This is a genomic window from Comamonas sp. SY3 (genome assembly GCF_041730275.1).
GTDB classification, from domain to species: Bacteria; Pseudomonadota; Gammaproteobacteria; order Burkholderiales; family Burkholderiaceae_C; genus Comamonas; species Comamonas sediminis.
This window is the reverse complement of sequence record NZ_JBGTYN010000007.1, coordinates 14194-38842: the sequence shown is the minus strand read 5'-3', so window position 1 is coordinate 38842 and position 24649 is coordinate 14194. Positions and strand designations below refer to the sequence as shown.

Annotated in this window: 21 protein-coding genes and 1 pseudogene; 13 read left to right on the top strand and 9 right to left on the bottom strand. The window is 65.3% G+C overall.

Features of this window, described 5'->3' with window-relative positions; genetic code table 11:
- Positions 1 to 112: 112 nt before the first annotated feature.
- Entirely contained in the window at positions 113 to 865 is a 753-nt protein-coding gene (locus ACCQ08_RS11235) for a GNAT family N-acetyltransferase (protein WP_239809579.1), read from the bottom strand.
- A gap of 215 nt (positions 866 to 1080) precedes the next feature.
- On the bottom strand, positions 1081 to 1578 hold the full coding sequence (locus ACCQ08_RS11230; RefSeq protein ID WP_239809580.1) for an Lrp/AsnC family transcriptional regulator: 498 nt from the start codon (positions 1576 to 1578) through the stop codon (positions 1081 to 1083).
- Between the two features lie 218 nt (positions 1579 to 1796).
- On the opposite strand from ACCQ08_RS11230, the gene hppD reads away from it, so the two are divergent.
- The 3 genes from hppD to phhA all read left to right on the top strand — a co-directional run bounded on the left by hppD (position 1797) and on the right by phhA (position 4868).
- Positions 1797 to 2921: a 4-hydroxyphenylpyruvate dioxygenase gene (gene hppD / locus ACCQ08_RS11225; RefSeq protein ID WP_239809581.1), complete on the top strand. Its 1125-nt coding sequence runs from the start codon at positions 1797 to 1799 to the stop codon at positions 2919 to 2921.
- A gap of 90 nt (positions 2922 to 3011) precedes the next feature.
- Entirely contained in the window at positions 3012 to 3977 is a 966-nt protein-coding gene (locus ACCQ08_RS11220; protein ID WP_312411237.1) for a tripartite tricarboxylate transporter substrate binding protein, read from the top strand.
- 63 nt (positions 3978 to 4040) lie between these two features.
- Positions 4041 to 4868 carry a phenylalanine 4-monooxygenase gene (phhA, locus tag ACCQ08_RS11215; RefSeq protein ID WP_373449811.1) on the top strand — a complete coding sequence of 276 codons (828 nt, stop codon included), beginning with the start codon at positions 4041 to 4043 and terminating at the stop codon, positions 4866 to 4868.
- A gap of 17 nt (positions 4869 to 4885) precedes the next feature.
- Here phhA and ACCQ08_RS11210 read toward each other — a convergent pair whose 3' ends face one another.
- Complete coding sequence (locus ACCQ08_RS11210) at positions 4886 to 5902, bottom strand: helix-turn-helix domain-containing protein (protein WP_373449810.1); 1017 nt, start codon at positions 5900 to 5902, stop codon at positions 4886 to 4888.
- A 157-nt stretch (positions 5903 to 6059) separates the two neighbouring features.
- On the opposite strand from ACCQ08_RS11210, the gene eat reads away from it, so the two are divergent.
- From eat to ACCQ08_RS11190, 4 genes are all read left to right on the top strand, one after another.
- Entirely contained in the window at positions 6060 to 7466 is a 1407-nt protein-coding gene (gene eat / locus ACCQ08_RS11205; RefSeq protein WP_373449809.1) for an ethanolamine permease, read from the top strand.
- Between the two features lie 15 nt (positions 7467 to 7481).
- The gene (locus ACCQ08_RS11200; protein ID WP_373449808.1) at positions 7482 to 8873 is read left to right on the top strand and encodes an ethanolamine ammonia-lyase subunit EutB; all 1392 of its coding nucleotides are present in this window, start codon (positions 7482 to 7484) and stop codon (positions 8871 to 8873) included.
- A gap of 9 nt (positions 8874 to 8882) precedes the next feature.
- On the top strand, positions 8883 to 9749 hold the full coding sequence (gene eutC, locus ACCQ08_RS11195; RefSeq protein ID WP_373449807.1) for an ethanolamine ammonia-lyase subunit EutC: 867 nt from the start codon (positions 8883 to 8885) through the stop codon (positions 9747 to 9749).
- Between the two features lie 89 nt (positions 9750 to 9838).
- Positions 9839 to 10762 (top strand): MBL fold metallo-hydrolase, encoded by a 924-nt coding sequence (locus ACCQ08_RS11190; RefSeq protein ID WP_373449806.1) that lies wholly within the window; start codon positions 9839 to 9841, stop codon positions 10760 to 10762.
- Positions 10763 to 10773: 11 nt separating this feature from the next.
- Here the strand turns inward: ACCQ08_RS11190 and ACCQ08_RS11185 are convergent, their stop codons facing one another.
- Positions 10774 to 12678 carry a transglycosylase SLT domain-containing protein gene (locus ACCQ08_RS11185; RefSeq protein WP_373449929.1) on the bottom strand — a complete coding sequence of 635 codons (1905 nt, stop codon included), beginning with the start codon at positions 12676 to 12678 and terminating at the stop codon, positions 10774 to 10776.
- 404 nt (positions 12679 to 13082) lie between these two features.
- Here ACCQ08_RS11185 and ACCQ08_RS11180 point away from each other — a divergent pair, with 404 nt between their 5' ends.
- The gene (locus tag ACCQ08_RS11180) at positions 13083 to 13664 is read left to right on the top strand and encodes a 5-formyltetrahydrofolate cyclo-ligase (protein ID WP_373449805.1); all 582 of its coding nucleotides are present in this window, start codon (positions 13083 to 13085) and stop codon (positions 13662 to 13664) included.
- 167 nt (positions 13665 to 13831) lie between these two features.
- Positions 13832 to 14515, top strand: a complete 684-nt coding sequence (locus ACCQ08_RS11175; protein WP_312411260.1) for a glutathione S-transferase family protein — start codon at positions 13832 to 13834, stop codon at positions 14513 to 14515.
- Between the two features lie 23 nt (positions 14516 to 14538).
- On the opposite strand, the gene ACCQ08_RS11170 is transcribed toward ACCQ08_RS11175, so the two are convergent.
- The gene (locus ACCQ08_RS11170; RefSeq protein WP_373449804.1) at positions 14539 to 15585 is read right to left on the bottom strand and encodes a hypothetical protein; all 1047 of its coding nucleotides are present in this window, start codon (positions 15583 to 15585) and stop codon (positions 14539 to 14541) included.
- A gap of 230 nt (positions 15586 to 15815) precedes the next feature.
- Positions 15816 to 16763 (bottom strand): LysR family transcriptional regulator, encoded by a 948-nt coding sequence (locus tag ACCQ08_RS11165; protein WP_369459644.1) that lies wholly within the window; start codon positions 16761 to 16763, stop codon positions 15816 to 15818.
- A 101-nt stretch (positions 16764 to 16864) separates the two neighbouring features.
- Between ACCQ08_RS11165 and uraD the strand changes: the two genes are divergently transcribed.
- Both uraD and ACCQ08_RS11155 read left to right on the top strand, forming a co-directional pair.
- A complete protein-coding gene (uraD, locus tag ACCQ08_RS11160; protein WP_312530309.1) occupies positions 16865 to 17410 on the top strand; it encodes a 2-oxo-4-hydroxy-4-carboxy-5-ureidoimidazoline decarboxylase in 546 nt (181 codons plus the stop codon).
- A gap of 19 nt (positions 17411 to 17429) precedes the next feature.
- Entirely contained in the window at positions 17430 to 18407 is a 978-nt protein-coding gene (locus ACCQ08_RS11155; RefSeq protein ID WP_373449803.1) for a Bug family tripartite tricarboxylate transporter substrate binding protein, read from the top strand.
- A gap of 78 nt (positions 18408 to 18485) precedes the next feature.
- On the opposite strand, the gene ACCQ08_RS11150 is transcribed toward ACCQ08_RS11155, so the two are convergent.
- Positions 18486 to 19373, bottom strand: coding sequence for an amino acid ABC transporter substrate-binding protein (locus ACCQ08_RS11150; protein WP_373449928.1), 888 nt, complete (start codon positions 19371 to 19373; stop codon positions 18486 to 18488).
- Between the two features lie 164 nt (positions 19374 to 19537).
- On the opposite strand from ACCQ08_RS11150, the gene ACCQ08_RS11145 reads away from it, so the two are divergent.
- Both ACCQ08_RS11145 and ACCQ08_RS11140 read left to right on the top strand, forming a co-directional pair.
- Entirely contained in the window at positions 19538 to 20404 is an 867-nt protein-coding gene (locus tag ACCQ08_RS11145; RefSeq protein ID WP_373449802.1) for a MurR/RpiR family transcriptional regulator, read from the top strand.
- A gap of 9 nt (positions 20405 to 20413) precedes the next feature.
- On the top strand, positions 20414 to 21685 hold the full coding sequence (locus tag ACCQ08_RS11140; protein ID WP_373449801.1) for a multifunctional CCA addition/repair protein: 1272 nt from the start codon (positions 20414 to 20416) through the stop codon (positions 21683 to 21685).
- Between the two features lie 29 nt (positions 21686 to 21714).
- Here the strand turns inward: ACCQ08_RS11140 and ACCQ08_RS11135 are convergent, their stop codons facing one another.
- Complete coding sequence (locus ACCQ08_RS11135; RefSeq protein ID WP_312450481.1) at positions 21715 to 23343, bottom strand: SpoVR family protein; 1629 nt, start codon at positions 23341 to 23343, stop codon at positions 21715 to 21717.
- Positions 23340 to 24611 (bottom strand): annotated as a pseudogene (locus tag ACCQ08_RS11130) (YeaH/YhbH family protein). The gene ACCQ08_RS11135 and the pseudogene ACCQ08_RS11130 overlap by 4 nt, the downstream one beginning before the upstream one ends.
- Between the last annotated feature and the right edge of the window lie 38 nt (positions 24612 to 24649).

The following is a 24649-nucleotide window of genomic DNA, read 5'->3' as shown; positions in this document are numbered from 1 at the left end:
CAGGACGTGCGGTAGTGAAACAAGCGATCAGCATAACGGATTGCGGATTTCCTCCGAAATCGCTGCCGAATTATTCAGCACCGCAGCACCCCCACCACTGCCTCGCGGGCGCTCACTGGCCCGATTTGTGCCTGCCTTGCTGCACGTCACGGCGCACTTCCTGCACGGTGGACAGGAAATCCCAGAACTGGCGCGCCTGCTTCTTGAACTGGTAGTCCATCTCGCCCATCTGGTCCTCGACCAGGTCGGCCATGCGCGTGTCAAAGCCTGCGGGCGGCAGCTTCAGATAAGCCTCGGACTCGGAGCCATCGCGCTCCACGGTGGCGCCGGCCTTGCGGGCAATCTTCAGCATCGCGGTGTTCTCCGACAGTGCATGGATGAACAGCATCTGCACGCCCTTGGTGCGGGCGTCCATCGCGGCGCGCTCGAACAGGCGGCTGCCCAGCCCCTTGCCCCGGCCGGACTTGAGCACGGAGACGCCGAACTCTGCGCAGCTGGCCATGTCCGACGACGGCGGCGCATAGGCCACATGGGCCATCGCAATCAGCTTGAGACTGCGGTTGTAGATGCCAAAGATCTCGTCACGCTCGAAGTTGAGCCCGTCCACATAGCGCTCAATCTGCGCATCGCTGGCCTGGTAGCCAAAACGCAGATAGCGGTCCTGCGCATCCAGGCTCAGCAGGTGGGCGAGGATGCGTGGGCGGTGACGCTCGCTGAGGGCGCGGATAGGAACCATAGAGGCGGAAGGTCGTGGCTTCTTGCCGTCGGGCTGCTGCGGGCTCTCGCCCCACCGGCCAAAGAAGGGGAAAAACGCCATCATGCCGTTCGCAACGGATGAAGGGAACCATTCTTTCGTCGTGATCATGGGGTAAATATACGGGTTAACCCGCGTATTATCAATCATGCTGCGATGCAGCATATTTCGTGCCTATGGCTTACCCCCCGCTTACAAAGGGTATTCAACGCCCGCAGCCATGCGGCTTTGCGCTGGGCGCGGGCACTGGAGCATGCAGTTCAACGGGCCGCTCAACGGCCTGGCGATTGCAGCGCGGTTTGCGCTGGCGCAAAAAGTAATAGGTCTCAGACCCCGGGCAGCACTGGCAAAGCTGTGGTGAGCTTGACACGGTCCAGCACAAAGCTGGTCTTGCAATCCTGCACGGCGGGGTGGCGCAGCAAGGTGTCCAACACAAAGCGGCTGTAGTGCGCCATGTCGGCGACGACCACGCGCAGCAGATAATCCATGTCGCCGGTCAGCGCCACGCACTCCACCACCTCGGGCCAGCTTTGCACGCTGGCGCGGAAGAGATCGAGCGGGTTGCGCTTGCTCGCCTCGGTGAACTTCTCCAGCCGCACATTGAGGTAGGCCGTCATCGACAGCCCCACCGCTTCGGGCTTGACCAGCGCCACATAGCGCTCGATGACACCCACCTCTTCAAGGCGCTTGACCCGGCGCAGCACTGCGCTGGACGACAGGCCCACCTGCTCGCCCACGACGTCATAGGTCTCGCGGCCATTGAGCTGCAGGCGCTGCAGGATGGCACGGTCAAGCTTGTCCAGGGGGTAGGCAGTGGTGGTCATGGCAAAGGTCCGGATGGTTTTGCTGCACCGCAGCAGCGCGACACAACAGGATCACGCAATTTTAATGCTTGATTTCCGGCAAGATCACATAAAACAGGCTTTACATGCGATGATACTGGGATAAATCGCCAAAATGCTGCGCACCAAGGCCGGTACAGTGGAGCCACAGCAGCCAGCCGATGCTGGCGCCACCAGAGACGATCCACAGGAGACCCGCGATGACCGCCGCCATTCCCCACCAGACCATTGAGTTCACGACCTGGGACAACCCCATGGGCACCGACGGTTTCGAGTTCATCGAATATGCCGCACCCGATCCGGTCGCGATGGGCAAGGTCTTTACATCGATGGGCTTCAAACCCGTCGCGCGCCACCGCCACAAGAACGTGACCCTGTACCGCCAGGGCGAGATCAACTTCATCATCAACGCCGAGCCCGACAGCTTTGCCCAGCGCTTTGCCCGCCTCCACGGCCCCAGCGTCTGTGCCATCGCCTTCCGCGTGCAGGATGCCAAGGCCGCCTACGAACGCGCACTGGGCCTGGGCGCCTGGGGCTATGCCGGCCAGGCCGGCCCGGGCGAGCTGAACATCCCCGCGATCAAGGGCATTGGCGACAGCCTGATCTACCTGGTGGACCGCTGGCGCGGCAAGAACGGCGCACAAGCCGGTGACATCGGCAACATCGGCTTCTTCGATGTGGACTTCGAGCCGCTGCCCGGCGTCAGCGCCGAGGAAGCGCTGAACCCGCATGGCCATGGCCTGACCTATATCGACCACCTGACCCACAACGTGCACCGTGGCCGCATGGACGAATGGGCCGGCTTCTACGAGCGCCTGTTCAATTTCCGCGAGATCAAGTACTTCGACATTGAAGGCCAGGTCACCGGCGTCAAGAGCAAGGCCATGACCAGTCCCTGCGGCAAGATCCGCATCCCCATCAACGAAGAGGGCAAGGAAAAGGCCGGCCAGATCCAGGAATACCTGGATATGTACAACGGCGAAGGCATCCAGCACATCGCGATGGGTTCGGACAACCTCTATGAAACCGTGGACCGGTTGCGTGCCGGCGGCGTCAAGCTGCTCGACACCATCGACACCTACTACGAGCTGGTCGACAAGCGCCTGCCCGACCATGGCGAGGACGTGGCCGAGCTGAAAAAGCGCAAGATCCTGATCGATGGCACCGGCCAGAAGTTGCTGCTGCAGATCTTCAGCGAAAACCAGCTCGGCCCCATCTTCTTCGAGTTCATCCAGCGCAAGGGCGACGACGGTTTTGGCAATGGCAATTTCAAGGCGCTGTTCGAGAGCATTGAGCTCGATCAGATGCGCCGTGGGGTGCTATAGGAAAAATTGAACGGTCGCAGCATTGATATTCCTTAATTTGCCATGCGGCCTCTCTATACTGCGGAGCGATTTATCAATCTGGAAACAATTGTGAAACGCTCCGTCACCTTCGCCGCCATTCTGTCTGGTTTCATGTTGGCTGCCAGCGCGCAGAACGCCAGCCAGCCGCTGACCTTCGTGGTCCCCTACCCCGCCGGCGGCCCGCTGGACACCTCGGCCCACCTGCTGGCCCAGGGTGCTGAAAAGCAGTTGGGCGCCATCACGGTGGCCAACAAGCCGGGCGCGGGCGGCGCCACCGGCGCAGCACTGGTGGCCCATGCCAAGCCCCAGGAAAACATGGTGCTGATGGGCGCGGTTGCCACGCATGCAGTGCTGCCCTACCTGGGCACGCCCCCCCAGTACGACGCACAGAAGGACTTCAAGCCGCTGATCCTGGTAGCGCGCGTGCCCAACGTGCTGGTGATGAAAAAGAGCCGCGCCGACCAGCTGGGCATCAAGACCACCTCGGAGATGGTGGCCTACATCAAGGGCCACCCCGGCACGTTGAAGATGGGCTCGGGCGGCAACGGCAGTATCGGCCATATCTCCGGCGAGATGCTCAAGTCGCTGGCCAACCTGCAGATGCCCAGCGTGCCTTATGCCGGCGCCGCACCGGCCCAGAAGGCCTTGCTGGGTGGCGAGATCGATGTGGTGTTCGACAACCTGGCCTCGGCCCTGCCGCTGATCAAGTCCGGCGAACTGCTGGCACTGGCGGTGACGACCTCGGACCGCAATGTCGCCCTGCCCCAGGTGCCGCCGGTGAACGAAGCGGTGCCGGGCTTTGATGTGTCCACCTGGTTCGGGGTATTTGCGCCCGCCAGCCTGCCTGACCAGGAAGCACAGAAGTACGCCTACGCGTTCCAAGGTGCGCTGACCGACCCGCGCTTCAAGGCCGAATACCTGAAGATGGGCATTGGCCCGGAAGACATGCGCCTCAAGGAGCTGTCGCACTTTGTTTCGCAGGAAGGACGCAAGTTTCAGTTTCTGATCAACACGATCAAGATCAAGGCCAACTGAGCGCCTGCAGCCCATCAACTGCGGGTGCCCGGCTGGTCTCTATAAAAAATGAAGGAGCACAGCATGGGACAAGCACCTGTGGTTTATGGACAATCCGACCGCCCACCCCGCGGCGACTACAGCCGCGCGCAGGAGGACTACACCTGCGCGCAAGATTACGCCGCCTACACCGAGGCCGACCACGACACCTACCGGCGTCTGTATGCGCGCCAAAAGGCTTTGCTGCCGGGGCTGGCGAGCCAGGCCTTCATCGATGCGCTGCCCTCGCTGGGCGTTGAAGACCGCATTCCCCGCTTTGAAGACATCAACCAGCGCCTGCGCCAGGCGACAGGCTGGGAGATCGTGGCCGTACCGGGCCTGATCCCGGAGGTGCCATTTTTCAGCCTGCTGGCCAACCGCAAGTTCCCGGTCACCGACTGGATCCGCAAGCCCGAAGAGTTCGACTATGTGGTCGAGCCCGATATCTTCCATGACCTCTTCGGCCATGTGCCCTTGCTGTTCAACCCGGTGATTGCCGACTATGTACAGCGCTACGGCCAGGGCGGGCTCAAGGCCGAGCGCCTGGGCGCCTGCGAAATGCTCAGCCGCCTGTACTGGTACACGATCGAGTTCGGCCTGATCCGCGAGCAAGGGGAGATCCGCGCCTATGGCGCCGGCATCCTGAGCTCATCGGGTGAGCTGCAGCATGCCGTCAACAGCCCGCTGCCCCAGCGCCTGCCGCTGTCGCTGGAGCGCACGATGCGCACCCGCTACAAGATCGACACTTACCAGCAGACCTATTTCGTCATCGACGATTTCCAGCAGCTGTTTGACATGACCGAAGGCGACTTCACCCCCGTGTATGCCGCATTGCGCGGCCTGCCGGAGCTGGCAGCAGACGCGCGCGACTGATACCAGGCGCGCGCCGCTCAGCGGTAGCGCTTGCAGGTCTGGGACGGCAGCTCGGCAAACAGCGCCTTGTACTCCTGCGCAAAGCGGCCAAAGTGCCAAAAGCCCCAGGCCAGTGCGGCGTCGGAGACGCTGCTGCCCTGCTTGATCGCGCGGCGTGCACCATTGAGGCGCACCGCGCGCAGATAGCTTTGCGGCGAGATGCCCAGCACTTCCTGGAACGAGTATTGCAAGGCCCGGCGGCTCACCGCCAGCGCCTGGCACAGGTCTTCCACCGTCAATGAGCCATCGGCACCGGTCGCCACCACCCGCTCCCGCGCCAGGCTGACGATATGCGCACGCCGCTGGTACGACAGCTGTTCATCGGCCTCGCTGCCCACCCCATCGCGCAGCACGGCGGCAATGGCGGCAAGCACATCGCCGGCCATCTCGTCGAGCTGCTGGGGCGGCAAGGCCCCGGGCGCCGTCTGCGCCAGGCACTGCTGCATGTCGGACAGCAGAATCGGCAGGCGCCAGCGCTCATGGGCCGAGACCGGCCGCAGATGCGGCTGCGCCAGCTGGGCCTGCAGCTGCTCGCGCTCGCTGGCGGTCAGGTAGGGCTCCAGGCTTCCCTGCTCCACGACAAAATCAATGATCTCCAGGCCACCCGGCGAGACAAACTCGAAGGGGCCATCGCCCGAAAACACAATCGCATGCCCTTCGCTGCAGGAGCGGTTGCAGAACATGGTGTTGCCCGGAATGCTGCTGGGCAGCCCGATGGCCAGTTGCCCGGCGCGCAATGCCCCGGTCTGGTGCAGTGCCTGGCTGGAGAACTCGCGCCAGGCCTGGATGGGCCTCAGATGCAGGCTGGTCACCCGGCCCTCGAAGCTGCCCGCTGACAGCTGCTCATAGCGCTGGTTCCAGCCTTGCAGCAGGGCCGCCTGCTCGTCGACATCACAGGTCTGCGCCACCTGCGCCGCTGGCGCGCCTGCAGCGGCGCTGTGCTCCGCCCGGCGGCTGCTCAGCGTGGGCGATGGACAAGGGGCGCTCAAGGACATGGAGGCGCTGTGGCGTGGCGAGGCATACCGGCATGGTCATGCAAAAAGCGGACCAAGGTCAACCCAGCCTTCCCCTGATCCAGATTTGCCGAAATCGGATAGAGCGCAGCCCGCATTCTTGCCACCATGGGAAGCACCACAGTTCACGAGGTAGGCCATGGCCGATAACGCACCCCCTGCAGGCGCCAGCGCCGCGCACCCGAGCAACTATTTCGAGCAGCGCCAGCTGCGGCGCGGCGCCGCCGGCTGGCTGCTGCTGGTCGGCCTGGGCGTGGCTTATGTCATCTCGGGCGACTATGCCGGCTGGAACTTCGGCCTCAAGACCGGCGGCTGGGGTGGCCTGCTGGTGGCCTCGGCGCTGATGGCCACGATGTACACCTGCATGTGCTTTGCACTCGCCGAGCTGGCCACCATCGCCCCCACGGCCGGTGGCGGCTACGGCTTTGCGCGGCGCGCCTTTGGGCCTTGGGGCGGTTTTCTCTGCGGCGTGGCAATCCTGATGGAGTACGCGATTGCCCCGGCGGCGATTGCCACGTTTATCGGCGCCTACTGCCAGTCGCTGTTCGGCATCGATGGCTGGATGGTCTACCTGGGCTTCTATGCCGTCTTTCTGGGCATCCACATTTATGGCGCCGGCGAGGCCCTGCGCCTGATCTTTGCCGTTACCGCGCTGGCCGTCGTTGCGCTGGTGGTCTTCATCGCCGCGATGGTGCCGCATTTCCAGGTCAGCAACCTGTTCGACATCGCCCCCACCGACGCCTGGGGTGCGAGCGACTTCCTGCCGTTTGGCTACCTGGGCATCTGGGCCTGCATCCCCTACGGCATCTGGTTCTTTCTGGCGGTGGAGGGCGTGCCGCTGGCCGCCGAAGAAGCGCAGGACCCGCGCCGCGATCTGCCCAGGGGCCTGATCGGCGCCATCGCCGTGCTGGTGCTGTTCTGCGGCCTGATCCTGGTGCTGGCACCGGGCGGCGCCGGTGCAGCGGCCTTGACGAACTCGGGCAACCCGCTGGTCGAGGCGCTCGAATCGAGCAAGGTGCTGGGTGGCCCCAGCTGGATCAGCCGCTTCGTCAACTTTGTCGGCCTGGCCGGGCTGATTGCCAGCTTCTTCTCGATCATCTACGGCTACTCGCGCCTGGTGTTTGCGATGTCCCGCGCCGGCTACCTGCCCCGGGGTTTGTCGTTGACCACGCAGCGCAAAACGCCCTACCTGGCGCTGCTGGTGCCCGGCGCCATCGGCTTTGCGCTGTCGCTGACCGGCCAGGGCGATCTGCTGATCCTCGTTGCGGTGTTTGGCGCCACGATCTCCTACGTGATGATGATGGCCGCGCACATCTGGCTGCGCATCAAGGAGCCGAACCTGCCCCGCGCCTACCGCACCCCGGGGGGCGTGTTCACCTCGGGCATCGCGCTGGTGCTGGCCTGCATCGCCGTGGTGGCCGGTTTTCTGGTCGATCCCCGGGTTCTCATTGGCGCCGTCATCGTATACGCTGTCTTCGTCGCCTACTTTGCGCTGTACAGCCGCCACCACCTGGTGGCCGACGCCCCCGGCGAGACAACCCCCTGAGGAAGCGCTGCAACCATGCCCCATTCCCATACCGTTGGCGCCGAACGCCATGTGTTTGCATCGCTGCGCGAGCTGATGGCCAAGGCCACACCGGCCCGCTCGGGCGACAACCTGGCCGGCGTCGCAGCCCGGCATGACACCGAGCGCGTCGCCGCGCAGATGGCGCTGGCCGATCTGCCGCTGGCCCACTTCCTGCAAGAGGCACTCGTGCCCTATGAGAGCGACGAAGTCACCCGCCTCATCATCGACAGCCATGACCGCGCCGCCTTTGCCCCGGTGGCGCACCTGACGGTGGGCGGCTTTCGCGACTGGCTGCTGTCCGATGCCGCCCATGAAGCCGCGTTGAGCGCACTGGCACCGGGCCTGACCCCGGAGATGGTGGCCGCCACCTCCAAGCTCTGCCGCAACCAGGACCTGATCCTGATCGCGCAGAAATGCCGCGTGGTCACCCGCTTTCGCAATACCATCGGCCTGCCCGGCCGCATGTCCACCCGCCTGCAGCCCAACCACCCCACCGATGACCCCTCTGGCATTGCCGCCAGCCTGCTCGACGGCCTGATGTATGGCAATGGCGATGCCGTCATCGGCATCAACCCGGCCAGCGACAGCATCGCCGCCGTCAGCACCTTGCTCTTCATGCTCGACGAGGTCATCCAGCAGTACCACATTCCCACGCAGTCCTGCGTGCTCACCCATGTGACCACCAGCATCGAGGCCATCGGCCGGGGCGTGCCGGTGGACCTGGTGTTCCAGTCCATCGCAGGTACGCAGGATGCCAACCGCAGCTTTGGCATTGACCTGGCCTTGCTGCAAGAAGGCTATGACGCGGCGCAGAGCCTCGCGCGCGGCACGGTCGGCAACAACGCCATGTACTTTGAAACCGGCCAGGGCAGCGCGCTGTCGGCCGGCGCCAACCATGGGCTGGACCAGCAGACCTGCGAGGCGCGTGCCTATGCGGTGGCGCGCAAGTTCCAGCCGCTGCTGGTCAACACCGTGGTCGGCTTTATCGGCCCCGAGTACCTCTACGACGGCAAGCAGATCATCCGTGCCGGGCTGGAGGACCATTTCTGCGGCAAGCTGCTGGGCCTGCCGATGGGCTGCGACATCTGCTACACCAACCATGCCCAGGCCGACCAGAACGACATGGACGTGCTGCTGACCTTGTTCGGCGTGGCCGGCATCAACTTCATCATGGGCATTCCGGGCTCGGACGACATCATGCTGAACTACCAGACCACGTCCTTCCACGACGCGCTCTACCTGCGCAAGACCCTGGGCCTGCGGCCCACGCCGGAGTTCGAAGCCTGGCTGCAGACCATGGGCATTGCCCAGTCCGGGGGCCCAGGCCTGCGCCTGGCCGATGGCCTGCCCGTCCCCTTCTCGCAAGCGCTGGCCCAGCTCAACTGACCTCTGCCCATGTCCCCACGCCCCTCCGCCCCCGCACCGCTGCCCGCCGCCGCCGAGCCCGCGAGCGCGACCGTCACCCCCAACCCCTGGGAGCGCCTGCGCCAGTTCACCAGCGCCCGCATTGCACTGGGACGCGCCGGCACCAGCCTGCCTACGCGCGCGCATCTGGACTTTGCGCTGGCCCATGCCCAGGCGCGCATGGCCGTGCATACCGAAGTGGATATGGAACAGCTGGCTGAGCAACTGCAGACACTGGCACCGCCGGGCCAGCCGGTCCTGCGCCTGCACAGCGCCGCGCAGGACCGCCCCACCTACCTGCAGCGGCCGGATCTGGGCCGGCGCCTGGACACGGCGTCGCGCAGCCTGCTCCAAGGCCTGCCGGGCGCCCCGGCCGATGTGGTGTTCGTCGTCGCCGATGGCCTGTCATCGCTGGCGATCGAGCGCAATGCGCGGCCCTTTCTGCGCCAGATGCTGCCGGCACTGGCCACGCACTGGCGCATCGGCCCGATCAGCGTGGTGCGCAATGCCCGGGTGGCGTTGGGCGATGAGATAGCGGCGGCGCTGGGCGCCTCGCTGGTGGTGGTGCTGATCGGCGAGCGCCCGGGCCTGAGCTCTCCCGACAGCATGGGCTTGTACATGACCTGGCAGCCCCGCCCGGGCATGACCGACGAGTCGCGCAACTGCATCTCCAATGTGCGCGAACAGGGGCTGAGCTATGTGCAGGCGGTGCACAAGCTGCACTACCTGATGCAGCAGGCGCGCCAGCGCCAGCTCTCGGGCGTGCAGCTCAAGGACGAGTCCGATACGCTGGCCGCGCCCGAGCAGGCTGGCCAGCCCTTTGTGCTGGCTCCCACTGCTGCGCAGCGGCCCCGTTGACGCCTGGGTGCCAGCCGGCCATGCGCCGCCGGTGCTTGTCTGCTAGGCTGGGGGGTCAGACCATGTTCACCCCCGCCGCCAGACCCACCATGCCCGCCTCCGCCCTGCCGCTGCCCGCCGGTCTCCAGTTCCTTGAGCGTGGTTGGCTGTCCGCCAACAATGCCGTGTTTGTGCGCGGCGTCACGGCGGTGGTTGACACCGGCTACTGCAGCCATGCCGAGCAGACCGTGAGCCTCCTTGAGGCCAGCCTGCAGGGCGCGCCGCTGCAGCGCATCGTCAACACCCATTTGCACAGCGACCACTGCGGCGGCAATGCCGCCTTGCAGCAGCGCTGGCCCCAGGCCCGCACAGGCATTGCACCCGGCCATGCGCAGGCCGTCGCCGATTGGGACGAGCACCAGCTGAGCTACCGCCCCACCGGCCAGGACTGCCCGCGTTTCCGGATGGACGAGGTGCTGCAGCCCGGCACCGATACCCCGCTGGGCGAGCAGCGCTGGCAAATCCATGCGGCGCCCGGCCATGATCCGCATTCGGTGATTCTGTTCGAGCCCGCCTCGCGCACCCTGATCTCGGCCGACGCGCTCTGGGAAAACGGCTTTGGCGTGGTCTTTCCGGAGATCGAGGGCACCGCGGCCTTTGACGAGGTGGCTGCCACCTTGGATGTGATCGAGCACCTGCAGCCCCGCCTGGTGCTGCCCGGCCATGGCAGTGCGTTCAGCGATGTGGCCACCGCATTGCAGACCGCGCGCCAGCGGTTGGAGCGCTTTGTGCAAAGCCCCGAGCGCCATGCGCTCTATGCCGCCAAGGTGCTGCTCAAGTACAAGCTGCTGGAATGGCAGCAACTGCCGCTGGCGCAGGTGCAGGCCTGGCTGGCCGCCACACCCTACTACGGCCTGCTGCACCAGCGCTACTTTGCCGACCAGGACCTGGCGCAGTGGCATGCATCGCTGGTGGCCGACCTGGAGCGCTCAGGCGCCGCACGGCGCGAGGGCGCGCTGCTGGTCAACCAGTAAGCCTCTCGCTATCAGGGCAGCTCTTTGGACAGGTCCGGCTCGCCCTCGGGCTTGGGGCCCACCGAGCCCAGGCGCGCACGCAGCGACTGGGGCTGGCCGGTCAGAATGGCCGCATAGCTGGTCGTGTTGGAGAGCACCTTTTTCACATAGTCGCGCGTCTCGGCAAAGGGCACGTTCTCGGCCCAGATGGCACCGTCCAGCACCGGGCCATTGCGCCAGTTGCGCGGCCGGCCGGGGCCGGCGTTGTAGCCAGCGGCAGCCAGCGCCATCGAGCCGTCGAAATCGTCCAGCGCCAGCTTCAGGTAGGCGGTGCCCAACGTGATATTGGTGTCGCGGTCGTTGATGCTGGCCGGCGTGAAATCGGTCATGCCGATCTTGCGGGCGGTCCAGCGGGCGGTCGCCGGCATGATCTGCATCAGGCCCGAGGCACCCACGCCCGAGCGCGCATCCATGATGAAACGGCTTTCCTGGCGGATCAGGCCGTAGACATAGGCGGGATCCAGCCCGATCTCACGCGAGCGGCTGACCACGGCCTCCTTGAACGGCATCGGGTAGCGCTGGCCCACATCGACCACCGTCTTGGTGCGTTCGCTGGTGTTGATGCAGCGGTCCCAGATCTGGCGCTGGCAGGCCAGCTCGGCAGCGGCCAGCAATTGGGCATCGTCCATGCCGCCGCGCTGGTGCAGATTGGTCATGTAGTTCCACTCGCGCACGCCTTCGCTGCGCAGCCCCAGCTGGATCGCATAGAGCGCACGTGCCAGGCCCGCATTGCTGCGCACCGACTCACGCGCCTGCGCATCGATAGGCACCGGCTGCGCCGGGATGACGATGGGCTGGCCCAGCTCTTCCTGCGCCAGCTGCTCGTAGAAGCCTTGCGTCCCGGCAATCTTTTGCAGCAGTTGGCGCGACTGCTGGGTCTGCGCCTCGCTGATGCGCCCGGCCTGCAAGGCCTTGGCCTGCCAGTACATCCAGGTCGGGTCTTCGCGCTCTTCGGCGCTCATCGCCTCGATGCTCTTGCGCACCTGCTGCCACTGGCCGGCCCGCAGCGCGGCGCGGGTCTTCCAGGCCAGCAGGTCGTCGCTCAGGTTGGCATCCTTGCCGACCTTCGCGAAGCTGGTCATCGCATCGGGCGACAGCCGCGTCGCCTGGGTCTTGCCGATCACCCCCCAGACCCAGTCACGGCGCGGCTGCGTCAGCAGCTCGTTCCAGCGGGCCTCCATCAAGGTCGCTGCGCCATCAGGGTTGTCCGCGGCCAGCTTGATCAGCGCCAACGTGGCCAGCTCCTGCTGCTCCTTCGAAGACGTCTTGGCCTGGGCCGTCAGGAATTTGCTGGGCGATTGCAGCATCGTGGCAAACGCGGGCAGTTGCATGGGGGCGACCACTTCCACCGCAGCGCGGGCGGCGCGGGGGCGGCCCGCCTCCATCGTCTGGCGCGCCCTGCGCCAGATGTCATCGGCCTGCAGGCCGCCGGCAGAAAACAGCTCGGACGCCGCCAGGTTGCAGCCATCCTCCGAATCGCGCTGCGCATACCAATTGCTCTTGACCGTGTTGGCCAGCGCCTCACGCTCGCCGCCCTTGGCCAGATCGATCACTGCCGCATAGCAGCGCAGTTCGCGGTCGTCGCCCATGCGGAACGCCGGGTACATCGCATCGAAATTGCTCCAGTCGCGGCGCTGGCCCAACAGGCGCAGCCAGTCGTTGCGCAGCCGGTCTTCCTGGTAGGTGCCGGCCCAGCGGGTCAGAAAGGCCTGCACTTCGTCCTGCGTGGCCTCGTTCAGGCGGGCACGCAGCTCCCAGTAGGCGGCCCAGGGCTCCAGCACATGGCCGCGCGCATTGGGCAGCAGCTGGTTGAGCTTGTTCTTCTCGCGTTTGCGGAAGGCCTGCTGCATGTCAACGATCACATCGTCATTGACCATGCCGCTGCTGACCGACGGACTTGACTGCAGTTGCACAGGCGTTTGCACCGAGGTCTGCGCGGCCGTCGCGCCCTGCAAAATCGTCTGCGCAGCCAGCGGCCAGGCGCTGCAGGCCAGCAAGGCCGCCATCAAGGGGGTGAAAACATTCCGACGCATAGCCGCTCCAGGTTGCAAGACGGCGGCGCTATCCAGCGGCGCCCAGGTGAACCCTAAAATCATACACACCGCCACTGCCGCCGGCAGCCACAAGGTCGGCAATCCGAGGCATCCGCTTACATGCCCTTACCGAATCCACCCCAAGCGGTCCCCACGATACCTGGTTTTCACGGTAACCCATTTGCCGGGAGCAGCAGTTTTGGGTGTCAGAATGGCTGACCCAGCGTGTTTCTGTAGGGATATTTGCAATGGATAAAAAAGCCGTGCGCCAAGCGCTCATCGAACAGCGTCTGCATATGCCCGATCGTCTGGAGCGCGCCGAACAGCTCCAGCAAGTGCTGCGTTTTTGGCTGATGGAACGCCAGGATGCCGTCATCGGCGCCTACTGGCCGATCAAAGGCGAGTTTGATCCGCTGCCAGCGCTGCACCGCTGGAAGGAAGACGGTGCGCTGATGGACGAGCCCAAGCTGCGCCGCATCGCCCTGCCCGTCGTCAACAAGCAGCACAAGACCTTGAGCTTCCATGCCTGGTACCCCGGCTGCCCGATGGAGATGGACGCCTACGACATCCCCAAGCCGCAAAATACCGAACTGGTGGTGCCGACCCTGCTGTTTGTGCCCTGCGTGGGCTATGGCCCGGGTGGCTACCGCCTGGGTTACGGCGGCGGTTTTTATGACCGCACGCTGGCCGCGCTGGAGCCACGCCCCTTCGCCGTCGGCCTGGGCTTTACCAACGGCTTTGTCGACGACTTCGAGCCCGAGGCCCATGACCTGCCGCTGGATGCCATCCTCAATGACAACGGCGTGGTGTGGCCGCTGGGCGCGTCCTAGGGATTGCTACGCTCCTTGGGGGCCTGTGCCTGCGGTGTCAAACCTGGCACCCTCTGCACATCCCCTGCCGGGGTCTGAGCGCGGTAGCGGATGCTCCGCACTCGTTCCATAGGGCGGGAGTTCTGCACAGGGCCCCGGACGTTTTCATCCATTAATCAATTGAGATCATGCTGCAGCTTTATATCGGCAACAAAAATTACTCCTCCTGGTCCATGCGCGCCTGGGTGCTGCTGCGCCAGGCAGGCATCCCGTTCGAGGAAAAGCTGATCCGCTTTGATGGCTTTGACAGCCAGTCCGAGTTCAAGCGCACGATGACGGCCATCAGCCCCACCGGTACGGTGCCGCTGCTGCGCGATGGCGATATCAGCGTCTGGGACAGCCTGGCGATTGCCGAGTACGCGGCCGAGCAGTTCCCGGACAAGCAGCTCTGGCCCCAGGACAAGGCGGCCCGCGCCAGCGCCCGCAGCATCTGCGCAGAGATGCACGGGGGCTTCACCGCACTGCGCAGCGCCTGCCCGATGAACATCGAAGCCGATCTGGCCGAGGTCGGCCGGATCGTCTGGCGCGACAACGCCGCCGTGCGCAAGAACGTCGAGCGCCTGTGCAGCATGTGGAGTCACCTGCTGGCCCAGCATGGCGGGCCCATGCTGTTTGACCAATTCAGCATCGCCGATGCCTACTACGCGCCGGTGTGCTCGCGCCTCAAGACCTACCAGTTGCCGGTCCCCGGCGAGATCGCCGCCTATATCGAGCGCGTGCACCAATTGCCCGGCGTCAAGGCCTGGATCGATGCGGCGCTGGCCGAGCAGGATTTTGTCGCGGTGGACGAGCCCTACCGCGCCGAGCGCTGAGGGCCGCCAGCCTCCCCGTGGTGTCACAAAGCCTGCGGCCGGTACACCCGCGCATTCAGCGGGGCATTGACGCTGATGAGGTAGGCAAAACGTTCGTCCTCCGGCAGCAAACGCTGGACCGCTTCAAACAGCTCGGCATGCGCCAGGTTCTGGCGCAGCAGCGCTTGCACCTGGGGCACATCGGCCGTCCACGCACTGCGGCGCAATGCGCGTTCTGCGACCTCGTCTGCACGCAGGTGCGCATAGACATAGACCAGACCATGGGCCATCGCCTGCCACTGCGCAGCCGATACCTGCCCGCTGCGCAGCACATGGTCTTGCAGGGCCTCTTCGGTGGCTGATTGCTGGCTCTCCCGTTGTGCATCGTAGACGGCCTGCCATTGCTGCTCGGTCAAGGTCGGCACGGTACTGCCCACGGCAGCGGCATCCTGCAACGCCATGCGCTTCCAGGCCTCCAGGCCGGGCATGGGTTGCGCCAGCTGAAAATCCATCATCTCCGCATACATGCGGGCATTGAGCTGGCGCAGATTTTTGGGGGTGGCAGCGACCACCGCAGAGGGCGAAGGCTGGGCCTCCAGCCACTGCGTCAGCTCCTGCATGGCCGTATCGCGCGGAAACTGGCGGTACTGGACATGGCGGGGATAGTGGTCGGCCTGGAACACCGGGTTGGTGCCCGCCCCCAGCGCGGCGCCCTCCCCATAGAACCGGATCACATCGGCAGAGAAATAGCGGTCCGCCAGCTCCAGCACCAAGGCCAGACTGCCGTTTTGCGCATGCGTGCCCGCCCAGATCTTGACACCAGGCATTTCATCCACCGTGTAGCGCCCGGCCGATGCATAACCGAGGGCCTTGCATTCCTCTATCACCTTGCGCACCTGCGGGTCGCTGAACTGCAGCTTGTCCAACTGCATCGTGATGCGCGCCACCACACCTTGCGGGGCGCTGCCCAGCGCCTGGGCGTGCCTGAGCATGCGCGAAAAATACCAGCGCATGCCGAACTTGAGCAGCACCCACAGACCGGCAAACGTCAATGCCATGGTCACCAGCACCACGCCAATGGTTGTCCACATAACCCCCCTCCCTCTTTGTCATATGTTGGATCGGCCTCTGAGGCCAGCCCGGCAGCATAGCGAGGAAGTGCTGCTAATGCAAAGAGCTTATATGGTTGGTGAATACATCATGGCTCAAGCAGCGTCTGCAAGCCCCTCGGCCCCTGCGGCGGGATCGGCCACAACGGCGCGCAGCGAACCGAGCGGCGCAGCGCATGGCGCTGAGCGCCCTGCAGACTTTGAACGGGTTCCTAGACCGAAGTGCTGGAGTGACGGGGCTGGCGGGCCTGGTCCAGGCTGGCCTGCAAGGCCGCGATCAGCTGCTGGGCCACCAGCTTGACCACCGGGCCCGGCGGCCGGGTAGCGTCCACCGCCACGCTGATGTCCTGCGGCTCGGCGCCCTGGTCGCGAATGGGGATGAACACCAGCGCACCGGCCGCCAGTTCGGGCGCCACGTCCAGCTCCGAGGTAAAGATCAGGCGCTGCCCACCCAGCGCCAGCTGTTTGACCAGTTGCAGCGAATTGCTTTCGACAAAGCCCCGCGCATCCTTGAACAGCCAGCTGAACTGCGCCTCCAGCAGGCGGCGGATGGTGATGGCGCGGCTTTGCAGCGCGATCGGGTAGGCGGTGGCCTCCTGAAAACTGACGGTCTTGCGCCCGGCCAGCGCATGGCCCGGAGCCACGACACAGCCCAGCGGCAGCTGGGCTTTCCACAGCACCAGCAGCTCACGGCGTGGCGCCAGGTTGAAGATGGCGGCCAGGTCGGCCTTGCCGGTCATCAACGCGGTCTCGGCATCGTCGGGGGTGCTCAGCTCGACGGACAGGCTGACCAGCGGGTGCTCGGCATTGAGCGCCTCGACCAGCGCTGGCAACACGCCGGTGGCATGGCTGTCCATCGCTACCAGCGACACATGGCCCTGGTGGATGCCCTGAATGCGCCGCACCTCGGCCACCATGCGGGTCTCATCCTGGCGCCAGCGGCGGGCCATCGTGATCAGCGCGTCACCGGAGGCCGTCAGCCGCATGCCGCGCGGCATGCGCTCGAACAGCGGAACGCCCAGCTCCTCCTCCAGCGCCAGAATCTGGCGGTTGATGGCGGAGGCTGCCACATGCAACTCGCGGGCAGCCTTCTGGATCGAGCCCGAGCGGGCGACCTGGTCCGCATAGCGCAGCGCGGTAGGTACAAGCGAATGGCGCATAAGGGGTCTCTCCGGAATGTCGCGATTGTACTAATTTTGCGCATGCATCATTGCCAAACCTATGATGGACGGCAATGCTCTGCAGCCCTAGCATGGCCTGCATGACACCTGCTGAACGCCTTGACTACCTCAACCATTGCAGCCCCGACGACTTCTGCGCAGCGATGGCCGACATCTGGGAGCATGCGCCCTGGGTGGCAGCGCAGACCGTGGCGCTGCGCCCCTTTGCCAGCGCCGATGCCTTGCACAGCGCCATGCTGGCCGTGGTCGCCGGTCTGGATGAACCGGCGCGCATCCGCTTTTATGCGGGCCACCCGGAGCTGGGCGGCGAGCTGGCCCGAACAGGGGCGATGAATGCCGCATCCACCGACGAGCAGGCCAGCCTGGGCCTGGGCCAGCTGCAGGCCGCCGAGGCCCAGCGTTGGGATGGTCTGAACCGCGCCTACCGTGAGCGCTTTGGCTTTCCCTTCATTCTCTGCATCCGCCAGCACAGCCTGGCATCGGCCTTGCTTGTGTTCGAGCAGCGCCTGGGGCACACCCGGCAGAGGGAGCTGCAACTGGCGCTGAACGAGATTGCGGCCATCAGCCGCCTGCGGCTCGCGCGTTACCTGCAGGAAGCCGATCCCGCCCCGGTCTGCACGCATTGACTTTTCAGGAGTGTTCACCATGCATCGTCGTCTCCACCTTATCAGCCTGGCCGCATCGCTGGGTCTGCTGGCCTTCAGCGCGCAGGCGCAGACTGCCAGCTATCCGACCCACCCCGTCAAAGTGGTGGTCGCCCTGCCCGCAGGCGGCGGTGTGGACATGATCGCGCGCCTGGTGGGCCAGCAGCTGCAGGCCGGCACCGGCCAGCCTTTCATCGTCGACAACCGCGCGGGCGCCTCAGGCCGCATCGGCCTGCCGGCCGTTGCCAAGGCCAGCCCCGATGGCTACACCCTGATGGCCTCGCCGGCGTCCTTTCTGACCACCAACAAAAGCATCTTCAAGGACCTGCCCTACGACCCGCAGGCCGACTTTGCGCCCATCACCAAACTGGCGAACCAGGCCATGGTGCTGGTGGTCAGGGACCGCAAGAAATTCCCCAACGCCGCTGCCGTGCTGGCCGCTGCCAAAGCCCAGCCCACCGTCGTGACCTATGCCAGCTCGGGCGAAGGCAGCCCCCAGCATCTGGCGGCGCTGATGTTCGAGACCCGGGGCCAGCTGCAGATGACGCATGTGCCGTACAAGGGCGGCGCCCTCGCCATCAACGACATGCTCGGCGGCAATGTGGACCTGCTGTTTGCGCCGTTGCCCGAAGCCCTGCCCCACCTCAAATCGGGCAAGCTCACGGCGCTGGCGCTGATGAGCGACAAGCGCTCGCCGTTGATTGCCGAGGTGCCGACGATGGCGGAGGCCGGCATTCCCGACATGGTGATGCAGACCTGGATCGGCCTGCTGGCCCCGGCGCGCACGCCGCGCCCGATTGTCGATGCGCTCAACCGCCAGGTGCAGGCCATCTTGCTGCGCGAAGACATCAAGCAGCAACTGCAGGACGTGGGCATGGAAGTGGCGCCCACGACACCGGAGCAGTTCCAGCAAACCATTGCGCAGGAGATCAGCCTGCATGCACAGCTGGTCAAGGCCGCAGGCCTGGTGCCGCAATAGCGCAAAAAGACCAGGGGCCTGGCCCCTGGTCCTCGTCGATTGCTTCATCGCGGCCCGTGTTCAATCTCCAACGGACGCTCAGATTCCCTTGGACGAGGGGTTGGCAAAGGCATCACGCGTTTCGGCGTTCAGCGGGTAGTTGATGTTGATGCCCTTGGGTGCAATCGGCGACATGAACCAGCGGTTGTAGAGCTTTTCCATCTCGCCCGATTGCATCAGGCCGGTGACGGTCTCGTCCACCAGCTGCTTGAAGGCCGGGTCGTCATTGCGCAGCATCAGGGCCTGGTTCTCGGTGCGCAGGCTCTCGCCAACGATTTCGTAGTTCTGCGGATCGCGCGCATTGGCGATCTGGCCGGCCAGCAGGATATCGTCCAGCACAAAGGCGGCAGCCTTGTCGCCCTGCACCAGCAGGAAGGACTCGGTATGGTCCTTGCCCGGCACATTGGTGATGTCGAGCTTGCTGGCACGGTCGGCCTGGCGCAGCAGGCGGAACGACGTGGTGCCGGTGGTGGTGGCCACCGACTTGCCCTGCAGATCGGCAATGCTCTGGATGCCCGAACTCTTCTTGACCAGCATGCGCACGTTGTAGCGGAAGATGTCCGGCGAGAAGGCCACCTGCTTTTGGCGCTCCACCAGGTTGGTGGTCGAGCCGCATTCCAGATCCACCGTGCCGTTTTGCACCAGCGGAATGCGGTTGGCCGACGTGACGGCCTGGTAGTTCACCTTCAGCGCCGGCAGCTGGAGCTTGGTTTTGACCGCCTCCAGGATGTGTGCGCAGATGTCCATGCTGTAGCCGATGGGCTTGAGGTTGGCGTCCAGGTAGGAGAAGCCGAACGAGGCCTCGCGGTAGCCCAGCGTGATGGCGCCCGAGCTTTTGATCTTGTCCAGCGTGCTGCTGCCTTGCGCCATCGCCGCCACAGAGGCACACGCCAGCGCCGCCAGTGCCACCGCACGCTTCACACCCATTTTTCCTTGCATAACCATCATCCTCCTGGCACCCCATTGGTACCGGCCAGTGCCTTGCGGCGTTTCAGAACTTTTGCTCCTTTTTTATTTTTTTTGGATCATATGTTCCATATCGCACAATAGCTACCCGTGATTTCCCTAAATCTGAAGAAAGACCCGCCGCCATGGGCGTAATCGACCAACTGCGAGACCGCTTTGCCTCCCTGAGCCCTTCGCTGCAGCAAGTGGCGCGCTATGTGCTCGACCACCCCAACGATGTGGTGACCCAATCGATGCGCACCGTCGGCCAGCATGCGCAGGTGCCGCCCACCACCTTGGTGCGTTTCGCCCAGACCTGCGGCTTTGAGGGCTGGAACCCGTTCAAGCAGGCGCTGACCGCTGACATGGGCCTGGCCAGCGAAGCGGGCAACCAGTATGGTGAGCGGGCCCGCAGCCTGATGGGCCGCGCGCGCGACAAGCGGCTCACCGCCGAGATGTTTGCGATGCAGCGCAGCAACCTCGACCTGACCGAGCAGCACAGCGCAGCGCGCCTGGTGACCGCAGCCAAGCTGCTGGAGAAGGCCGGCCAGGTGCATGTGATGGGCATGCGCGCCTGCTTTCCGGTGGCCTTTTCGCTGGTCTATGTCTACCGCCTGTTTCGCCGCTCGGTGCATCTGCTCGAAGGCATGGGCGGCGTGCGCGAGATGCAGCTGCGCGCGATCGACCAGGGCGATGTGCTGGTCGCCATCAGTTTTGCGCCTTACTCGCAGGAGACCGTGCATGCGGTGGAACTGGCCCGTTCGCGAGGCTGCAAGGTGCTGGCCTTGACCGACAGCCTGGCCTCGCCGCTGTCACTGGCGGCCGATGAAACCCTGCTGTTTGCGGTCAACAGCCCCTCCTTCTTTCCCTCTGTCACCGCTGCCCAGGCGCTGTCCGAATCGCTGCTGGAGGTGCTGGTCAGCCGCGCCGGCCCGCAGGCCGTGGCCCGTATCGAGTCGGCCGAGGGCGAGCTGCACGACAGCGGCGTCTATGTGCAGCCGGTACGCAAGTAAACTCGTGCGATGAAAACATATATGGTCGGCGGCGCAGTGCGGGACCGCCTCTTGGGACTGCCGGTGAATGACCACGACTGGGTGGTCGTCGGCTCCACACCCGAGGCCATGCTGGCCCAGGGCTTTGTGCCGGTCGGCAAGGATTTCCCGGTCTTTCTGCATCCCCGCACGCATGAGGAATATGCGCTGGCCCGCACCGAGCGCAAGTCCGGCCGGGGCTACCGGGGCTTCAGCATCGCTACCTCGCCCGATGTGACCTTGGAGCAGGACCTGGCCCGGCGCGACCTGACGATCAATGCGATGGCCGCCCCCGTCGGCTGGAATGGCAGCGACCCCGTGACCGACCCCTATGGCGGCCAGGCCGATCTGCAGGCCCGGGTGCTGCGCCATGTGACCGAGGCCTTCCGCGAAGACCCGGTGCGCATCCTGCGCTTGGCGCGCTTTGCCGCGCGCTTCCATGATTTCTCCGTCGCCCCGGAAACCGTCGCGCTGATGCGCCAGATGGTGGCCGATGGCGAGGTCGATGCGCTGGTGCCCGAGCGCGTCTGGCAGGAACTGGCACGCGGCCTGATGGAGGCCTGGCCCTCCCGCATGTTCGAAGTGCTGCGCGATTGCGGCGCCCTCGCCCGCCTGCTGCCCGAGCTGGACCGCCTTTGGGGCGTGCCCCAGCGCGCCGACTACCACCCCGAGGTGGATACCGGCATCCACGTGATGATGGTGCTGGACCGCGCCGCCCAGCTGGATGCGCCGCTGCCCGTGCGCTGGGCCTGCCTGGCGCATGACCTGGGCAAGGGCACGACGCCGGCCGATGTGCTGCCCCGCCATATCGGCCATGAGGAGCGCAGCGTCGACCTGGCCCGCCAGGTACAACAGCGCCTGCGCGTGCCCAGTGACTGCGCCGAACTGGCGCTGGTGGTCGCCGCCGAGCACGGCAATATCCACCGCAGCCCGGGCATTGCAGCCGCTGCCGTCGTGCGCCTGCTGGAGCGCTGCGACGCGTTCCGCAAACCCGATCGCTTTGCGCAGGCGCTGCTGGCCTGCCAGTGCGATGCGCAGGGGCGGCTGGGGCTGGAAGACAAGCCCTACCCGCAACGCGCACAGCTGCTGCGCCTGCTGGCCGCCGCGCAAGCCGTCAGCACCAGAGAGGTCGCAGAACGCGCCGCCCGCACCGGCCGCCAAGGCGCCGAGATTGGCGCGATGGTGCACGAGGCGCGTTGCCAGGCAGTGGCGCAAATGGTGGCGGCCGACGCTGCCGCAGCCGCTGCTAACGGGCAGCCCTAAGCTACTGAGGCGGGTGAGGCATCGCCAGGTCAAGCCGGCGGTGCCGGCACCGAATGCAGCAGCACCGGCACATTGCCATCGCCATTGACGCTTTCCAGCTGCACGCCAAAGCCCCACAACCGCGCCGCGTGCTTGAGCACTTCCTGCACATCGTCGGCCAGCGGCCGGCCCTGGTACTGGGTATGGCGCAGGGTCAGGCAGCGGTCGCCGCGCAGGTTCACGTTCCAGACCTGGATATTGGGCTCGCGTGCGCCCAGGTCGTACTGCTGTGACAAGGTCTGGCGCAGGTTGCGGTAGCCATCCTCGTTGTGGATCGCGCTGACCAGCAGCTCGCGTTCGCTGGCATCGTCATGGATGGAGAACAGGCGCATGTCGCGCATCAGCTTGGGGCTCAGGTACTGGCCGACAAAGCTCTCGTCCTTGTAGTTCTGCATGGCATGGTGCAGCGCCGGCAGCCAGGGCGTGCCGGCCAGATCGGGGAACCAGCGCCGGTCTTCGTCGGTCGGGTGCTCGCAGATGCGCTGGATGTCGCGGTACATCGCAAAGCCCAGTGCATAGGGGTTGATGCCGCTGTAGGCACGGTGGCCGGCAGGCGGCTGGTAGATCACATTGGTGTGCGACGACAGCCATTCGATCATCACGCCATCGGTGAGCCAGCCCTCGTCGTACAAGGTGTTGAGCAAGGTGTAGTGCCAGAAGGTGGCCCAGCCCTCGTTCATCACCTGGGTCTGGCGCTGGGGGTAGAAGTACTGGGCGATCTTGCGCACGATGCGCACCACCTCGCGCTGCCAGGGCTCCAGCAGCGGGGCATTCTTTTCGATGAAGTACAGCAGGTTTTCTTCCGGCTCCTTCGGAAAGCGCTCATGGTGCTGCACCGGGCTGTTCTTGTCGGGGCGCGCAGGCAAGGTGCGCCACAGCTCGTTGACCTGCTGCTGGGCATAGGCCTCGCGCTGCTCACGCTCGGCGCGCTCGCGCGCCAGGGTTTTCTTGGACGGGCGGCGGTAGCGGTCCACCCCTAGGTTGGCCAGCGCGTGGCAGGAATCGAGCCACTGCTCCACCGTATCCAAGCCGTGCTTTTCCTCGCACTGGGCGATGAAGTCGCGGGCGTACACCAGGTAGTCGATGATGCTTCCCGCATCGGTCCACATGCCGAACAGGTAATTGCCTTTGAAAAAGCTGTTGTGCCCATAGGCCGCATGGGCAATCACCAGCGCCTGCATCGCGGTGGTGTTCTCCTCCATCAGGTAGCTGATGCAGGGGTTGGCGTTGATGACGATCTCGTAGGCCAGGCCCATATGGCCGCGGCGATAGCGGCGCTCGGTGGCCAGAAACTCCTTGCCATAGCTCCAGTGCCGGTACCCCACCGGCATGCCGACGCTGGCATAGGCGTCCATCATCTGCTCGGCCGAGATCACCTCGAGCTGGTTGGGGTAGGTGTCCAGCCCGTAGCGCTCGGCGGTCTCCGCAATGGCAGCGTGGTAGCGCTCGATCAGCTCGAAGGTCCAGTCGCTGGGGTCGGGGAGCGGCTGCCGGGGCCGCTGGCCCGCCGGCCGGGGCGTGGCGGGAACATCGCGCTGCGAGCGGTCAGCGGACAATGGCACTTTCCAATGCGGGGAGCCCTTGCGCCGTGCAAGCACGGGGTATTGCGACGGATTCATACCGTGACCCCTTCCTTTTTGAACAGGTCACGGAACACCGGGTAGATATCGCCGGGCTCCGCTACCTTGCGCATCGCAAAATGCGGGAACAGCGGCAACAACTGGCTGTATTCCTGCCACAGGCTTTGCTCGTCGGGGGCCACCTGCACATAGGCAAAGTAGCGCGCCAGCGGCAGGATCTTGTCGGCCAGCAGGTTGCGGCAGTTGCCGCCATCGTCGCCAAAGTTGTCACCATCGCTGGCCTGGGCCACGTAGATGTTCCAGTCCGCCACCGGGTAGCGTGCGCGGATGACCTGATCGAGCAGCACCAGCGCGCTGCTGACCACGGTGCCGCCGCTTTCGGTGGAATGGAAGAACTCGTCCTCGCCCACCTCGGCCGCCTGGGTGTGGTGGCGGATGAAGACGATCTCGATCTTCTCGTAGTGGCGGGTGAGAAACAGGTACAGCAGGATGAAGAAGCGCTTGGCCAGGTCCTTGCGGGACTGGTCCATCTAGCCCGACACGTCCATCACGCAGAACATCACCGCCTGGCTGCTCGGCTCGGGCACCTTGGTGCGGCTGCGAAAGCGCAGGTCCAGGGGGTCGAGAAAGGCCACCTTGCCCATGCGCGCCTGCAACCCGGCAATGCGTTGCTGCAGCTCGGCCACCACTTCGCTGGTGCCATCGTCCTGCGCCAGCAGGTCTGCCAACGTATCCTGCAGGGCCTTGAGTTCACGGTTGGGCGCCTTGGTCAGCGCAATGCGCCGGCCCAGCGCGCCGCGCATCGTGCGCAGCACGGCCAGGTTGTGCGGCGTGCCGTCATGGCTGTAGCCGGCGCGGCGCGTCTTGTATTGCAAGGTACTGGCAATGTGGGTGCGCAGCAGGCGCGGCAGCGCCAGGTCTTCAAAGAACAGTTCCATGAACTCTTCCTTGGTCAACGTGAAGGTGAAGTCGTCTTCGCCCTCTCCCCCATCGCTGGCCTGCGAGCCACCACCACCGCCGGCCCCGCCCTGGGGCCGGGCGATGCGGTCGCCCCGCACATGCTCGGTATTGCCCGGATGCACGGTGTCGCGCACACCGCCAGGGCCGTGGTGGAACACCGGCTCCTGGATGTCCTTGCGCGGGATCGTGATGGTCTCGGCCTGCTCGATGTGGCGGATGTCGCGGTTGGCAACGGCGCGGCGTACCGCCTCGGAAATCTGCGCCTTGTAGCGGCGCACGAAGCGCTCGCGGTTGCCCACCGACTTGTTCTTGCCGGAGAGCCTGCGGTCGATGATTTGCAATGCCATCTGTGCCCCCATCCATGAAGCGGCGCGTCCGGTCCCGG